Source organism: Nocardiopsis sp. CA-288880 (assembly GCF_050955985.1).
Classification (GTDB): domain Bacteria; phylum Actinomycetota; class Actinomycetes; order Streptosporangiales; family Streptosporangiaceae; genus Nocardiopsis; species Nocardiopsis tropica.
In genome coordinates, this window is the sequence record NZ_CP192105.1 from 1,765,157 (window position 1) to 1,779,843 (window position 14,687).

Below are 14,687 nucleotides of genomic sequence, written 5' to 3' on the forward strand. Positions count from 1 at the left end.
TTCCGGTCGGTACACCTAGGCGGGGAGCCCCAGCTCGCGGGCGATGAGCATCTTCTGCACCTCGCTCGTCCCCTCGCCGACCTCCAGGATCTTCGCGTCGCGGTAGAACCGGCCCACCGGGTAGTCGTTCATGAACCCGTAGCCGCCGAACACCTGCGTGGCGTCACGGGCGTTGTCCATGGCCGCGTTGGAGGCCAGCAGCTTCGCGATCGCCGCCTCCTTCTTGAAGGGCTCGCCCGCCAGCATGCGCGACGCCGCGTCGTAGTACGCCAGCCGCGCCCCGTGCACACGCGACTCCATCTCGGCGATCTTGAACTGGATCGCCTGGTAGTGCCCGATCGGGTGGCCGAAGGCGTGCCGCTCGTGGGCGTAGCGCACGCTCTCGTCCACGCACCCCTGCGCCAGGCCGACGGAGAGCGCGGCGATGGCGATGCGGCCCTCGTCCAGGATCCGCAGGAACTGCGCGTACCCGCGTCCGCGTTCGCCCACCAGGTTGGCCTCGGGCACCCGGCAGTCCTCGAAGACCAGCTCGTTGGTGTCGGAGGCGTTCCACCCGACCTTGGAGTACTTCTGGCCCACGGAGAAGCCCGGCGTGCCCTTCGGCACCAGGATCGAGGAGATCTCCGGCCGCCCGTCCTCGCGCCGGCCCGTGACGGCGGTGACGGTGACGAGGGAGGTGATGTCCGTGCCCGAGTTCGTGATGAACGACTTGGTCCCGTTGATCACCCACTCGCCGCCCTCCAGCCGCGCAGTGGTCCGGGTCGCCCCGGCGTCGGAGCCGCCGCCCGGCTCGGTGAGCCCGAAGGCGCCGAGGGCCTCACCGGAGGTGAGCCGGGGCAGGTGCGCCTTCCTCTGCTCGTCGGTGCCGAACCGGTAGATGGGCATGGCGCCCAGCGACACCCCCGCCTCCAGGGTGATGGCCACCGACGAGTCCACCCGGGCGAGCTCCTCCAGGGCCAGGCACAGGGCGAAGTAGTCGCCGCCCATCCCCCCGTGCTCCTCGGGGAACGGCAGCCCGAACAGGCCCATCCGGCCCATCTTGGCGACGATCTCGTACGGGAACGCGCCCCGCTCGTAGAAGTCGCCGATCACCGGGGCGACCTCGGTCCGGGCGAACTCCTCCACGGCGGCCCGGAGGTCGGCGTGCTCGGTCGACAGCTCGTGACGGCTCATGACGTGTGCTCCTCGCTGGTGGCGGGGGTGGGAACGGACGGGTCCGGCGGGGTGGCGCCGGGCTCGGCCCGGACGGGTTCGACGGTGACCAGGGGCGCGTCCATGGGTACGGACGCGCCCGGCCGCACCGCCACGCCGGTGACGGTGCCGTCGAAGGGGGAGGGGACGGAGTGCTCCATCTTCATGGCCTCCACGACGGCGAGCGGGGTCCCGGCGAGGACCGCCTGGCCCACCTGAACGGGGACGGCCAGCACCGTCCCCGGCATGGGGCTGCGCACGGTGCCGTCGACCGCCGCGTCGTCGTCGCGCAGCGCCGCCGCCACCGGCTCCTCGTGCAGGGTCCACGCCGTGCCCCCGGCGCCCAGCCAGCGGTGCCCGGTGGCGGGGTCGTCGGCGCGCGCGTAGGTGCGGGTACGCCCCGCGTGGGTGACGGTCAGGCGGGATCCGTCCGCGGAGCGGCGTGCCGTCGCGGGGACGGGCGCGCCGTCGTCCACCCGCACCAGGTAGGCCCCGGCCGCGCCGTCGCGCCGGACCCGGACGACCGCTGAGTCGTGCCGGGGCGCGCGCAGGCGCCACGGGGTCCACGCCGGGCCGCCCATCCGCCACCCGTCGGGGGTGGCGAACCGGTCCGCCGAGGGGCCCGCCCCTGCGGGTTCCAGGTCGAGCTGGTGGTCCAGGGCCGCCGCCGCGTACACGTGCTCGGGAAGCGCCCCGGGCGCGGGCTCCGGCGGATCCGTCTCGATCAGGTCGGTGCTCAGGTCGCCCGCCGCCACACGCGGGTGGCGCAGCAGCCTGCGCAGGAACGCGGTGTTGGTGACGCACCCCAGCAGCACGTACGCGCCCAGGGCGGCGTCCATCCGGCGCAGCGCCTCGGCCCGGTCCGGGCCCCAGGTGATGACCTTGGCGAGCATCGGGTCGAACGCGGAGGTCACCTCGCCCCCCGCCGCGACACCGGAGTCCACCCGGGCGCCGGAGGGCTCGGACAGTGCCAGGACGGGGCCGCCGGTGGGCAGGAACCCCCGGTCGGCGTCCTCGGCGTAGATCCGCGACTCCACCGCGTGCCCCTGCCAGGACACGTCGTCCTGGCCGAAGGGGAGCGGGTCGCCCAGGGCGATCCGGACCTGGAGCTCGACCAGGTCGATGCCGCGCCCGCCTCGGATCGCGACGACCTCCTCGGTGACCGGGTGCTCCACCTGGAGCCGGGTGTTCATCTCCAGGAACGAGAACGAGAGCTCCGGCCCCCCGCCGCCCCCGGACGCCTCGGCGATGAACTCGACCGTCCCCGCGCCCGTGTAGCCGCACGAGCGCGCGGCGGCCACGGCCGCCCCGCCCATGGCCTCCCGCTGGGCGGCGGTGAGCAGGGGGGAAGGGGCCTCCTCCACCACCTTCTGGTGGCGGCGCTGGAGGCTGCACTCGCGCTCGCCGAGGTGGACGACGTTGCCGTGGCCGTCGGCGAGGACCTGCACCTCGATGTGCCGGGGCCGCCGGACCAGGCGCTCCACCAGCAGGGTGGGGTCGCCGAACGACGCGAGGGCCTCCCGCCGGGCGGCCGCGGCGGCGGCCACCAGGTCGTCGGGGGAGTGGACGGCCCGCATGCCCTTGCCGCCGCCGCCCGCGGAGGGCTTGATGAGCAGGGGGTACCCGGTCTCCGCGGCGGCGTGCAGCAGCGCGTCGTCGTCCAGCGGCTGTCCGGGCTCCTCGGCGAACCCGCCCAGGACCGGAACGCCCGCGGCGGCCACCGTGTCCTTGGCGCGGATCTTGTCGCCCATCGCCTCGATCGCCGGGGCGGGAGGTCCGACGAAGACCAGGCCCGCCCCGGCGCAGGCCCGGGCGAACCCGGCGTTCTCCGACAGGAAGCCGTAGCCGGGGTGCACCATGGAGGCGCCCGACTCCAGGGCCGCCGCGACGATCGCGCCGGAGTCCAGGTAGCCGTCCACGCGCAGGGCGAGGTCGGCGGCGAGCGTGTGGGGTGCGCCGGCGTCGGCGTCGGTGTGCACGGCCACCGAGCCGATCCCCATGCGCTTCAGGGTGCGGATGATCCGCAGGGCGATCTCGCCCCGGTTGGCGACCAGCACGGTCGCGGGGGAGTGGGACGTTCGTGGCGTCGTGGTCAAGGGTTCCTCACATCCGGAAGACGCCGTAGCCCACCGGGTCCAGTGGCGCGTGGCGGGCGGCGGACAGGGCCATGGCGAGCACGTCGCGGGTGTCGGCGGGGTCGATGACGCCGTCGTCCCACAGGCGGGCGGTGGAGTAGTACGGGCTGCCCTGCTCCTCGTACCGGTCGCGGACGGGCGCCTTGAAGGCCTCCTCGTCCTCCGCGGACCACGCCTCGCCGCGCCCCTCCAGCTGGTCGCGGCGGACCGTGGACAGCACCGAGGCGGCCTGTTCCCCGCCCATCACCGAGATGCGGGCGTTGGGCCACATCCACAGGAACCGGGGGGAGTACGCCCGGCCGCACATGCTGTAGTTGCCCGCGCCGAACGACCCGCCGATGACGACGGTGAACTTGGGGACGCGGGCGCAGGCCACGGCGGTGACCATCTTCGCCCCGTGCTTGGCGATGCCGCCCGCCTCGTAGTCGCGGCCCACCATGAACCCGGAGATGTTCTGGAGGAAGACGAGGGGGACGCCGCGCCGGTCGCACAGCTCGATGAAGTGGGCGCCCTTGAGCGCGGACTCGGCGAAGAGGATGCCGTTGTTGGCGATGATCCCGACCGGGTGGCCGTGGAGGTGGGCGAACCCCGTGACCAGGGTCGTCCCGTACTCGGCCTTGAACTCGGTGAACTCGCTGCCGTCCACGATCCGGCCGATCACCTCCCGCACGTCGTACGGGGTGCGTGTGTCGGCGGGGACCACCCCGTAGAGCTCGTCCGGGTCCAGCGCGGGCGGCCGCGGCCCGCGCGTCTCCCACGCGGGCGGGCCGGGCGGAGCGAGGGTGTCGGCGATGCGCCGCACGATGGTGAGCGCGTGGGCGTCGTCGTCGGCCAGGTGGTCGGTGACCCCCGACACCCGCGAGTGCAGGTCGCCGCCGCCCAGCTCCTCGGCGGTCACGACCTCGCCCGTGGCGGCCTTCACCAGCGGGGGGCCGCCCAGGAAGACGGTCCCCTGGTCGCGGACGATGACCGCCTCGTCGCTCATCGCCGGGACGTAGGCGCCGCCCGCCGTGCACGAGCCCAGCACCGCGGCGATCTGCGGGATGCCCAGCTTCGACATGGTGGCCTGGTTGTAGAAGATCCGCCCGAAGTGCTCGCGGTCGGGGAAGACGTCGTCCTGCATCGGCAGGAACGCGCCGCCCGAGTCGGCGAGGTAGACGCACGGGAGGCGGTTGTGCAGCGCCACCTCCTGGGCGCGCAGGTGCTTCTTGACGGTCATCGGGTAGTAGCTGCCGCCCTTGACCGTGGCGTCGTTGGCGACCACGACCACCGGTCGGCCCGTGACCCGGCCCACGCCGGCGATCATCCCGGCGCCGGGCGCGTCCCGTCCGTCCTCGCCGTAGAGCCCGTCGGCGGCCAGCGGGGAGATCTCCAGGAAGGGGGAGCCGGGGTCGAGGAGGAGGTCGACGCGGTCGCGCGGCAGGAGCTTGCCGCGCCCGACGTGCCGTGCCCGGGCCTTCTCCGGGCCGCCCGGCGCGGCGGCGGCGATCCGCTCGCGCAGCTCCAGGGCGAGGGCGCGGTTCGCCGCGTCGTTGGCGGCGAACGCGGGCCCGGCGGTGTCCACCGCCGAGCCGAGCACTGGTGCCCTGCTCATGGTGTCCTCTCGTGGAGGGATGTTAATGCTCACTAACAACCGTGATGTTAGTAACTACTAACATGGGTGTCCAGGGCCCGGGAGGCGCGAGTCACCCCGGAGCCACCCGCGGGCGAGGAGGGGCGGAGCGGATGGGGCCGAGACCGACGGGCGAGCGCCGGACGGCGATCCTGGGCGCGGCGGCGGGGCTCTTCGCCGAACGCGGCTACCGGGGGGTGTCCATCGACGACCTCGGCCGCGCCGTCGGCACCACCGGCCCCGCCCTGTACCGGCACTTCCCCGGCAAGCAGGCGCTCCTCGGCGAGGTGCTGGTCGACATCAGCGACCGCCTGGCGAGGCAGGGCAGGGAGCTGGTGGCGGAGGCGGCGAGCGCGGACGGCGCCCTGGACGCGCTGCTGCGCGGACACATCGCGTTCGCCCTGGACGAGCCCTCCCTGATCACCGTGCACGACCGGGAGCTGGGCAACCTCACCGAACCCGACCGGCGGCGCGTGCGCCGCCTCCAGCGCGGCTACGTCGAGGAGTGGGTGGGCGTGCTCGCCGAGCTGCGGCCCGGGGCGTCCCCGACCGTGCTCCGCGCCGCCGTGCACGCCGTGTTCGGCCTGCTCAACTCCACCCCCCACAGCAGGGGCGAGCTGCCCCGGCCGCACATGGCCGAGCTGCTGCTCTCCATGGGCCGCGCCGCCCTCACCTCCCCCGACACCGCGCCTCCGGCCGTGTAGCGCGGGGCCGGCGCCCCGCTGCGCCCGCGGTCCCCCGGTCCCCCGGTCCCCCGGTCCCGCGCTCCTGCACCGCCGCCGGGGGCGACGGCCCGGCCGCGGGTGCCGGGATTTGGCGGAGGCGATGCCGTGGGGTGACCCCGGCCGGGGTAGACCCGCCGGACACCGATCCAGGGAGGCGGACATGAACGTGGTGACCAGGGGCTTTCGCGGGCGCGGGGGCCAGGACCCCGAGAGGGTTCCCCCGGGGCAGTACGAGACGCACGACTTCCCCGTGCTGTCCGCCGGACCCACGCCCCGGGTGGACACCGGGGAGTGGACCTTCTCGGTCGAGGCGGAGACGGGGCAGACACGGGTGTGGACCTGGGAGGAGTTCCGGGCCCTGCCCCAGGAGCGCCCCCGCGTCGACATCCACTGCGTCACCCGCTGGTCCAAGCTGGACACCGACTGGGAGGGCGTCAGCCTCGACGTCCTGCTGGAGGACGTGGAGACCACCGCCGAGTACGCCCTCGCGTCCAGCTACGGCGGCTACACCACGAACCTCCCGCTCCAGGACCTCACCGACGGGCAGGCGTGGATCGTGCACACCTTCGACGGAGAGCCGCTCGCCCCCGAGCACGGGGGACCGGCCCGGCTGATCGTGCCGCACCTGTACTTCTGGAAGTCGGCCAAGTGGGTGCGCGGGATCAGCCTGCTCCACCAGGACGAGCCCGGGTTCTGGGAGCAGGCCGGGTACCACGACTACGGCGACCCGTGGCGCGAGCAGCGCTACCGGGGCGACTGATGGTCGCGTGGCGGCCCGCGACCCTGGTGGCCGACCGCTGGGAGACCGACAGCGCCCGGACGCTGGTGCTCGACGTGCCCGGCTGGCCCGGCCACCGCGCGGGCCAGCACGTGGACGTCCGGCTGACCGCCGAGGACGGCTACACCGCCCAGCGCGGCTACTCGGTGGCCTCTGCCGACGAGGGGGAGCGGATCGAGCTCACCGTGCAGCGGGTGGAGGGCGGGGAGGTCTCCCCCTACCTCGTGGACGTGTTCGCGCCGGGGGACGCGGTGGAGGTGCGCGGCCCGCTGGGCGGCTGGTTCGTGTGGGACGCCAAGTCCCCGGACCCGGTGGTCCTGGTGGGCGGCGGCTCCGGGGTGGTGCCCCTGATGGCGATGGTGCGTGAGCGGCGCAGGGTGGGGAGCCGGGCGCTCTTCCGGGTCCTGTACTCGGTGCGCACGCCGGAGGACCGGTACTACCGGGGGGAGTTGGGCGCCCACCGGCCCGGAGACGGGGGAGTGGACCTGTTCGTCGCCTACACGCGCCGGACCCCGGAGGCCTCGCCCCGCGGACCCGGGCGCCTGGGCGCGGCCGAGCTGAACACCCACGGGTTCCCGGCCGAGTTCGCCCCGGTGTGCTTCGTGTGCGGGCCGACCGGTTTCGTGGAGACGGCGTCCGACGCCCTCGTGGCCCTGGGGCACGACCCGAGACGGGTCCGGACCGAGCGGTTCGGATCCGGTGGAGGTGCCAGATGACCGAACCGGAGCACGTCGACGCCAACGCCCTGGCGGGCCCGCTGTCGGAGATCCTGTCCGTGGACCTGACCGCCGCCGAGCGGCGGTGCTCGGTGTGCGGGGCGTGCGGGGTGTTCGCGGAGCTGCACGTGATGGTGGACGGCCCGGGGCTGGTGGCGAGCTGCCCGGTGTGCCGGACCCTGGTCCTGCGGCTGGTGCGCACCCCCGACAGCGTCTGGGTGGACCTGGGGGGGACGGGGGTCGTGCGGGTGCGCCTGCAGACGTGAGGCGGGGTCCAGCGGCGATCGGCGGCGACCGCCGGGCGGGTCCCGGCTCCGGGGCGGTGAGGGGGCGCCGGTCCCGGGTGAGCGGAACGGGCGGGGACGGGCGGCCGGCCTGCCGCCCGTCCCCGCCCCCCACGGGAGTGCGCCGGGACTCCCCGCGGAGGGGTCTCCCGGCGGCGCGCCTACGGCCGCGCGCCGGTCGCGTCGGAGGGCTTCGCCGGGGCCTGCGCCGGGGCGGCCGCGTCGGCGGGCGCCTCCTCCGCGGTGGCCTCGGACGGGGCTTCGACCACACCGGTCGGGGCCTGCGCCGGGGCGTCGGCGTCGGCGGGCGCGTCCTCCTGCGGCCTCACGGGGCCGGTCGCCCCGTCGGGAGCGCCGTTCCCGGCGGCGGACCCGGGCGCCTGCTGTCCGGGCGCCTGCTGGCCCGGAGCCTCCTGGCCCGGGGCCTGCTGTCCGGGCGTCTGTTGTGCCGGGGCCTCCTGGCCCGGGGCCTGCTGTCCGGGCGCCTGCTGGCCCGGAGCCTCCTGGCCCGGAGCCTCCTGCGCAGGGTTCCCCTGGCTCGGCCCGGCCGGACCGGTCGGCCCCTGCGCGCCCTCGGGGGCCTGTGCCCCGGGAACGTCCGCCGGAACGGGGTCGGCGTCCTTCCCGGGGGCGGAGGCGTTGCGGTCGATCCAGTCCACGAGGGCCTGGGCGGTGACGGCCTCGAAGGTCCCGTGGGGAGACCACTCCCCGGGGCCCTCCGCCGAGGCGGCGAGGGCGGCGCCCGCGCCGAGCACGGTCAGTCCTCCGGCCAGGGCGGTGGTGGCGGCGATCCTGGTGAACGCGCGCATGCTTTTTCACTGCTCCTTCCAGGTTAGGCGGCGACACGGTTCGTGATCGTGTCGTTACATACGGTCACCAGTGTTCCGGATCGCAGGTCATCCCCGGGTTTCGCGGGGATGAAGGACGCGTATGCCTTTTCCGTCCCGGGCCAAGAGGCGACAAAGTCCCCGGGACCCCCGGCGGGAAACGTCCCGGATCGCCTCCTCCGGTCGTACATTTGGCCGCGGTGATAGTGGGTACGCCTGCGTCCAACGTCCCCCAGGCACACCATGACGTCCCGTACCACGACACGGAGAAGGAGCGGTGTACATATGTCTCGGCCTCGGATCGTGGTGGTCGGCGCGGGTTTCGGTGGACTCCACACCCTGCGTCACCTCGAACGCCGTATCCCGACGGGGGCGGCCGACATCGCCCTCGTCGCCCCGCACGACTACATGCTCTACAGCCCGCTGCTGCCCCAGGTCGCCTCAGGGCTGCTCACACCCCAGTCGGTCGCCATGTCCGTGCACCGGCTCACCAGGGAGACCAGGCTCGTCCCGGGACACGCGGTCGGCGTGGACACCCGTGACCGCGTCGTCCTCGTCCGCCGGCCCACCGGTGAGCTCGCGCCCCTCCGCTACGACCGGCTGGTGCTCGCGCCCGGGGGTCTCACCCGGGCCTTCGACATCCCCGGGCTCACCGAGCACGCCTACGGCGCCAAGACCCTGGCGGAGGCCGTGCTCCTGCGCGACCACGTCCTCGCCCAGCTGGAACTGGCCAACGACACCCGCGACCCCGCCGAGCGGGAGGAGCGCTGCCGCTTCGTCGTGGTCGGCGGGGGCTACACCGGCGTCGAGACCGCCGCCTCCCTGATGCGGCTCTGCCAGGAGGCGGCCAAGCGCTACCCGGAGCTGCGCTCGGTGATCCGCTGGCACCTCGTCGACATCGCGCCCAAGGTGCTGCCCGAGCTCGGCGACCGGCTGGGGCGCAAGGCGCTCGACCTGCTGCGGTCCCTGGGGATCGAGGTCAAGCTCAAGGTGTCCGTGCGCGAGGTGAGCGCCGACAAGGTGGTCCTCACCGACGGCCGGGCCCTGCCCTGCCGGACGCTGATCTGGACGGCGGGCGTCTCGCCCAGCCCGCTCATGGAGACCCTGGACAGGCCCACCCAGCGGGGCCGTCTGGAGGTGGGCGCCGACCTGCGCGTGCCCGGGGTCCCGGAGGTGTTCGCCATCGGTGACGCCGCGGCGGTGCCCAACCTCGCCGAGGACGGCGGCGCCTACTGCCCGCCGACCGCGCAGTACGCCACCCGCCAGGCCGCCACCGCCGCCGAGAACGTCGTCGCCTCCCTGCTGGGGCGCCCGCTGCGCGATTTCCGGCACAAGGACATGGGACTGGTGGTGGACCTGAGCGGCAGGGACGCGCTCGCGCGGGTCCTCAAGTTCGACCTGACCGGCCTCCCCGCGCTGGGGGTCACCCGCGGCTACCACATGATGGCGGTGCCGTCCCCGACCGCCCGGGCCCGCATCCTGGCCAACTGGGGGATCCGGGCGTTCACCGGCGGAGAGGTGTCGCGGCTGGGCTTCGCCGACGACGGCCGCCCCTCGTCGTTCGTCGCCAACGAGGCGGTCGACTACCTGGACGCCGCGTCCTCGGGCAAGGAGGGGGCGCGCCTGCTGGAGAACGAGCGGGAGCGCTACGGAGAGGACTGAGGCCGCGCGGGCCGGCGGCGTGCGCCGGGCCCCGGGCGGGGCCCGGCCGTCGGGGCTCCGGCGGCCGGCCGGGCCGTGTCCGGCCGCGGCTCGGGGGGAGTCCGGGGGCGCCTCCTAGGAGCGGACGAGGCGGGCGATGGCCTCGGAGGCCTCGCGGACCTTCTCGTCGGCCTCCTCGCCGCCGTTGGCGACGGCGTGGGCCACGCAGTGCTTGAGGTGCTCGTCGAGGATGGCGAGGGAGAAGGACCGCAGCGCCTTGTTCACGGCCGACGTCTGGGTCAGGATGTCGATGCAGTACTGGTCGTCCTCGACCATGCGCTGGAGCCCGCGGATCTGTCCCTCGATCCGGCGCAGCCGGTTGATGTGACTCTGCTTGTCGTTGCTGTAACCGTGGGTCGCAGCCATGGTCCCGCTTCCGTGTTGTTCCTGCCCAGATGCCATTACCATACCCCCTACAGGTATCCAACCGCGGGGGTGTGGAACGCATTCCGCCGTCCCGGCCCCGTGCGCGTGGTGGTCAATGCGGCCGTAGTAGGAGTTTCCCAGACGAACGAGGGTCGATCGCCTCGCCGTCCCGGGCCGTAAACGTCCGGTCTGATCTGGGCAAGCCCGGGGCCGGGGCCTTGCCCCCGCCACCGGCCGAGCCGACGATGGCCGTATGAGCGAAAGCGCCGAGAACGACATCATGGCCACCATCCGGGGACTGATGGACGAGGAGCACGCGCTCCGCTCCGCCGCCGGGGGACTGGAGCCGGAGGAGCGCGGCCGCATGGAGGAGGTGGAGGCCGCGCTGGACCAGTGCTGGGACCTGCTCCGGCAGCGGCGGGCCCGCAGCGAGTTCGGCCAGGACCCGGACGAGGCCCGGGTCCGCCCCGCCTCCGAGGTCGAGAACTACCGCCAGTAGCCCCGGCGGTTCCGGGCAGCCCGAGGCGAAACTTCATGTGCCCCGTGAGCGTCACACGGTGACACCGGCGCCGGGACGGGGGCCGTGCGCGCGCACGGCCCCCGTCCCCCCTGGAGCACAGAAGGAAGAGCATGTTCGCCACTCTCACCGGGTTGGGCCTGGCCTCCGCGGCGGGGCTCAACGCCTACATCCCCCTCCTCGCGGTCGGCCTGCTCGCCCGCTTCACCGACCTCGTCCCGCTCGGCGACGCCTGGCTGTGGCTCGAGCACCCCGTCACCCTCGTGACCCTCGGCGTGCTGCTCGTCGTGGAGTTCGCCGCCGACAAGTTCCCCGCCGTCGACAGCGTCAACGACGTCATCCAGACCGTGGTGCGGCCCACCTCGGGAGGCATCGTCTTCGGCGCGGGGGCCTCGACGGTCGAGCTGTCCGAGATCACCGGCGCCGCTTCCGGCGCCGCGGCGGAGGACGGGACCGGGGTCTCCTGGATCCCGGTGATCGCCGGCGTGGTGGTCGCCCTGCTCTTCCACGTCGCCAAGGCGATGGCGCGGGTCGTGACCAACGGCGTCTCGCTCGGCTGCTCGGCCCCCCTCGTCTCCCTCCTGGAGGACTTCGTCAGCCTGGTCACCTCGCTGCTCGCGATCCTGGTGCCGCTGCTCGTCCTCGTCCTCTTCCCCGTGATGGTCGTCGGCGGCGTCCTGCTGGTCCGGCGCGTGCGCCGGACCCGGGCGGAGCGGCGCGCGGCCCGCGTCCCGGACGCCCCGGACCCCGGTCACCCGAGGTGAGGTGGCCGAAAACGCATTCACGAACCGGGGCGAGGGGCCGTAAAGTGCTGGCGATGACTGAAACGACCTTCGACCGAACCGGTATCACCCACATCGTCTGGGACTGGAACGGCACCCTCCTGGACGACAACCACGCCAACCTCGCGGCGGTGAACGCCGTCTGCGCGCGGTTCGGCCGCGAGCCCGTGGAGATGGACTACTGGCGCTCCGTCTTCCGGCGGCCCCTCATCCCCTGCTACGAGGACCTCCTCGGCCGACCCTTCGCCGACGGCGAGTGGGAGCACGCGGAGCGGCTCTACGACAGCAGCTACCTGGAGCACCTGCACACCTGCGAGCTGAGCGAGGGCGTCCCGGACGTGCTGCACCGGTGGTCCGGCGGCGGCGGAACGCAGTCCCTGCTCTCCATGGCCTCGCACGAGCACCTGGTGCCCCTGGTCACCGAGCGCGGGCTCACCTCCCACTTCACGCGGGTCGACGGCCGCAGGTTCGCCACCGAGCACGACTCCAAGGCCGAACACCTGGTGCGCCACCTCGACCACCAGGGCATCGACCCGGCCGGCGTCGTGCTGATCGGCGACATCGACGACGACGCGCGCGCCGCCCGCGAGGCGGGCGCCAGGTCCGTCCTGGTCGCCAGCGGACTGATGGCGCGCGAGCGGCTGGAGGCCACGGGCTCCCCCGTGGTCGACTCCCCGGTGGCCGCCGTCGCGGCTCTGCTCGCCGCCTGACCCGCCGCGGCCGCGGACGTCCCGTGACCGGTTCCCACGGGAGCGCGCGGCCCCTCGCGGGAGCCCGTCCCGACCGCGTCCCGGGCCGGGGCCGGCCGCGACCGCCGCGCCGGTGACCTGCACGCCTACCACACGCCCCGGTCCTCCCTGTCGCGAGGCCGGGGCGCGGCGGCGGCCGTGGGGTGTTGTTAGATGGGTCTCACAGCAACACACAGCCACGCGATTGGGAAGGCGGGCCAATGACGGAGAGCAGAGTGCCCCGTGTGCTCTGGGAGCCCGACGAGGCGCGGACCGAGTCCTCGAACATCGTCGCGTTCGCCCGGTGGGCCTCGGAGAACAAGGGGGTCCGTGCGTTCGGCGGGGAGGAGGGCTCCCCGGCCGCGTCCTTCGACTACGACTCCCTCTGGCGCTGGTCGGTCACCGACGTCGACGGCTTCTGGGAAGCGGTCTGGGAGTACTACGGAGTCCGGTCCGAGACCCCCTACGAGCAGGTGCTGGCCGAACGCGCCATGCCCGGCGCCTCGTGGTTCCCGGGGGCGACCCTCAACTACGCCCGACACGTCTTCGAGGGCCGCGACGACGCCCGCGTCGCCATCCGGCACGCCACCGAGCTGCGCGGACTCGGCGAGTGGACCTGGGGCGAACTCCGTCGGCGCACCGCCGCCATCGCCGCAGGGCTGCGCGGACTGGGGGTCGGCCCGGGCGACCGCGTGGCCGCGTACCTGCCCAACCTCCCCGAGACGGTCGCCGCGTTCTACGCCGTCGCCTCCCTCGGCGCCGTGTGGTCCTCGTGCTCGCCCGACTTCGGGGTCCGCAGCGTCATCGACCGCTTCGCGCAGATCGAGCCGAAGGTCCTCCTCGCCGTCGACGGCTACCGCTACGGCGGCAAGGACTTCGACCGGCGCCCCGTGGTCGACGAGCTGCGCGCCGCACTGCCCACCGCCGAGCACACCGTCCTCCTCGACCACCTCGTCCCCGGCGCCCTCCTCGACGGCACCATGTCCTGGGGGCGGTTGGAGGAGTCCGGCGCCGGGGCCGAACTGGAGTTCACCCCGGTCCCCTTCGACCACCCCCTCTGGGTGCTCTACTCCTCCGGGACCACCGGGCTGCCCAAGGCCATCGTGCACGGACACGGCGGCATTCTCCTGGAACAGCTCAAGAACCTCCACCTCCACCTGGACGCCCGCGAGGACGACCGGGTCTTCTGGTTCACCACCACCGGCTGGATGATGTGGAACTTCCTGGTCAGCGTCCTGCTGACCCCGGCCTCCATCGTCCTGTACGACGGCAGCCCGGCGGCGCCCGACATGGGCGCGCTCTGGGACCTGGCCGCCGACGCAGGGGTGACCGTCTTCGGTACCAGCGCGGGCTTCCTGGCCTCCTCGATGAAGGAGGGCGTCCACCCCCGCGAGGGGCGCGACCTCTCCCGCCTCAAGGCCATCGGCTCCACCGGCTCCCCCCTCAGCCCCGAGGCGTTCTCCTGGGCCTACGACGAGTTCGGCGCGGACCTCTGGCTGTTCTCGACCTCCGGCGGCACCGACGTGTGCAGCTGCCTGGTCGGCGGAACGCCCACGCTGCCGGTCTACGAGGGCGAGATCCAGTCCCGGGCGCTCGGCATGGCGGTCGCCTCCTGGGACCCCGAGGGCAGGGAGCTCACCGGCGAGGTGGGCGAGCTCGTCGTCACGCAGCCCGCGCCGTCCATGCCCGTCTTCTTCTGGGGGGACGAGGACGGTGAACGCCTCCGCGACAGCTACTTTTCCGTCTACCCGGGGATCTGGCGGCACGGCGACTGGATCGAGATCACCGACCGCGGCACGGCGATCATCTACGGCCGCTCGGACTCCACCATCAACCGCGGCGGCGTCCGCATGGGCACCAGCGAGATCTACCGCGCGGTCCTCGCCCTCGACGACGTCGTGGACGCCCTCGTGGTGGACGTGCCCCAGGAGGACGGCTCCTCCAGGATCGAGCTGTTCACCGTCCTGCGCGAGGGGGCCGACCTGGAGGGCGACCTGCCCGGGGAGATCGCCCGGCGCATCCGCACCGACTGCTCGCCCCGCCACGTGCCCGACCGCGTGCGCGCCATCGCGGCCGTGCCCCGGACCCTGTCCGGGAAGGTGCTGGAGGTCCCGGTCAAGCGCATCCTCATGGGCGAGGACCCCGAGAAGGTCGCCAGCCGCGACTCCCTGGCCAACCCGGAGGCCCTGGACCGCTTCAGCGAACTGAAGGGCTGACCGGGGCCCTCCGCCCGCGCAGCCGGCCTGCCGGGACGGACCACGCCGAACGCGCCCGGGGGGCCGGGCGCCGCCGCGGAGGCGGGCCCGGCCCCCCGCGCCGGGGCGG

The 14,687-nt window shown here is 74.0% G+C and carries 14 protein-coding genes; 9 read left to right on the top strand and 5 right to left on the bottom strand.

The genetic code is table 11. The features are described 5' to 3' along the window. Window positions 1-15 precede the first annotated feature (15 nt). From ACQPYD_RS07755 to ACQPYD_RS07765, 3 genes are read right to left on the bottom strand one after another with little or no spacing between them, the layout of a single operon-like run. Window positions 16-1,173: an acyl-CoA dehydrogenase family protein gene (locus ACQPYD_RS07755; protein ID WP_267948775.1), complete on the bottom strand. Its 1,158-nt coding sequence runs from the start codon at window positions 1,171-1,173 to the stop codon at window positions 16-18. Continuing rightward, complete coding sequence (locus ACQPYD_RS07760) at window positions 1,170-3,287, bottom strand: acetyl/propionyl/methylcrotonyl-CoA carboxylase subunit alpha (protein WP_433700381.1); 2,118 nt, start codon at window positions 3,285-3,287, stop codon at window positions 1,170-1,172. Before ACQPYD_RS07760 ends, ACQPYD_RS07755 begins: the two co-directional genes overlap by 4 nt. A gap of 7 nt (window positions 3,288-3,294) precedes the next feature. Continuing rightward, entirely contained in the window at window positions 3,295-4,905 is a 1,611-nt protein-coding gene (locus tag ACQPYD_RS07765; RefSeq protein WP_433701984.1) for a carboxyl transferase domain-containing protein, read from the bottom strand. A gap of 146 nt (window positions 4,906-5,051) precedes the next feature. Here ACQPYD_RS07765 and ACQPYD_RS07770 point away from each other — a divergent pair, with 146 nt between their 5' ends. The 4 genes from ACQPYD_RS07770 (at window position 5,052) to ACQPYD_RS07785 (ending at window position 7,423) form a co-directional block, all read left to right on the top strand. Then, window positions 5,052-5,642 (top strand): SACE_7040 family transcriptional regulator, encoded by a 591-nt coding sequence (locus ACQPYD_RS07770; RefSeq protein ID WP_433700382.1) that lies wholly within the window; start codon window positions 5,052-5,054, stop codon window positions 5,640-5,642. Between the two features lie 181 nt (window positions 5,643-5,823). After that, window positions 5,824-6,423, top strand: a complete 600-nt coding sequence (locus tag ACQPYD_RS07775; protein ID WP_433700383.1) for a sulfite oxidase-like oxidoreductase — start codon at window positions 5,824-5,826, stop codon at window positions 6,421-6,423. Then, window positions 6,423-7,157, top strand: a complete 735-nt coding sequence (locus tag ACQPYD_RS07780) for an FAD-binding oxidoreductase (protein ID WP_433700384.1) — start codon at window positions 6,423-6,425, stop codon at window positions 7,155-7,157. Before ACQPYD_RS07775 ends, ACQPYD_RS07780 begins: the two co-directional genes overlap by 1 nt. After that, on the top strand, window positions 7,154-7,423 hold the full coding sequence (locus ACQPYD_RS07785) for a DUF6510 family protein (RefSeq protein ID WP_330156610.1): 270 nt from the start codon (window positions 7,154-7,156) through the stop codon (window positions 7,421-7,423). The genes ACQPYD_RS07780 and ACQPYD_RS07785 overlap by 4 nt, the downstream gene beginning before the upstream one ends. A gap of 179 nt (window positions 7,424-7,602) precedes the next feature. On the opposite strand, the gene ACQPYD_RS07790 is transcribed toward ACQPYD_RS07785, so the two are convergent. Then, window positions 7,603-8,250 carry a hypothetical protein gene (locus ACQPYD_RS07790; RefSeq protein WP_433700385.1) on the bottom strand — a complete coding sequence of 216 codons (648 nt, stop codon included), beginning with the start codon at window positions 8,248-8,250 and terminating at the stop codon, window positions 7,603-7,605. Window positions 8,251-8,553: 303 nt separating this feature from the next. On the opposite strand from ACQPYD_RS07790, the gene ACQPYD_RS07795 reads away from it, so the two are divergent. Continuing rightward, complete coding sequence (locus ACQPYD_RS07795) at window positions 8,554-9,930, top strand: NAD(P)/FAD-dependent oxidoreductase (protein ID WP_433700386.1); 1,377 nt, start codon at window positions 8,554-8,556, stop codon at window positions 9,928-9,930. A gap of 114 nt (window positions 9,931-10,044) precedes the next feature. On the opposite strand, the gene ACQPYD_RS07800 is transcribed toward ACQPYD_RS07795, so the two are convergent. Then, window positions 10,045-10,335, bottom strand: a complete 291-nt coding sequence (locus tag ACQPYD_RS07800) for a metal-sensitive transcriptional regulator (protein ID WP_267948783.1) — start codon at window positions 10,333-10,335, stop codon at window positions 10,045-10,047. Window positions 10,336-10,588: 253 nt separating this feature from the next. Here ACQPYD_RS07800 and ACQPYD_RS07805 point away from each other — a divergent pair, with 253 nt between their 5' ends. The 4 genes from ACQPYD_RS07805 to ACQPYD_RS07820 all read left to right on the top strand — a co-directional run bounded on the left by ACQPYD_RS07805 (window position 10,589) and on the right by ACQPYD_RS07820 (window position 14,578). Then, the gene (locus ACQPYD_RS07805) at window positions 10,589-10,834 is read left to right on the top strand and encodes a DUF2630 family protein (RefSeq protein WP_433700387.1); all 246 of its coding nucleotides are present in this window, start codon (window positions 10,589-10,591) and stop codon (window positions 10,832-10,834) included. Between the two features lie 131 nt (window positions 10,835-10,965). Next, the gene (locus ACQPYD_RS07810) at window positions 10,966-11,616 is read left to right on the top strand and encodes a DUF4126 domain-containing protein (protein ID WP_433700388.1); all 651 of its coding nucleotides are present in this window, start codon (window positions 10,966-10,968) and stop codon (window positions 11,614-11,616) included. A gap of 53 nt (window positions 11,617-11,669) precedes the next feature. Beyond that, the gene (locus ACQPYD_RS07815) at window positions 11,670-12,344 is read left to right on the top strand and encodes an HAD family hydrolase (RefSeq protein ID WP_267948786.1); all 675 of its coding nucleotides are present in this window, start codon (window positions 11,670-11,672) and stop codon (window positions 12,342-12,344) included. A 239-nt stretch (window positions 12,345-12,583) separates the two neighbouring features. Beyond that, window positions 12,584-14,578, top strand: coding sequence for an acetoacetate--CoA ligase (locus tag ACQPYD_RS07820; RefSeq protein ID WP_433700389.1), 1,995 nt, complete (start codon window positions 12,584-12,586; stop codon window positions 14,576-14,578). The last annotated feature ends 109 nt before the right edge of the window (window positions 14,579-14,687 follow it).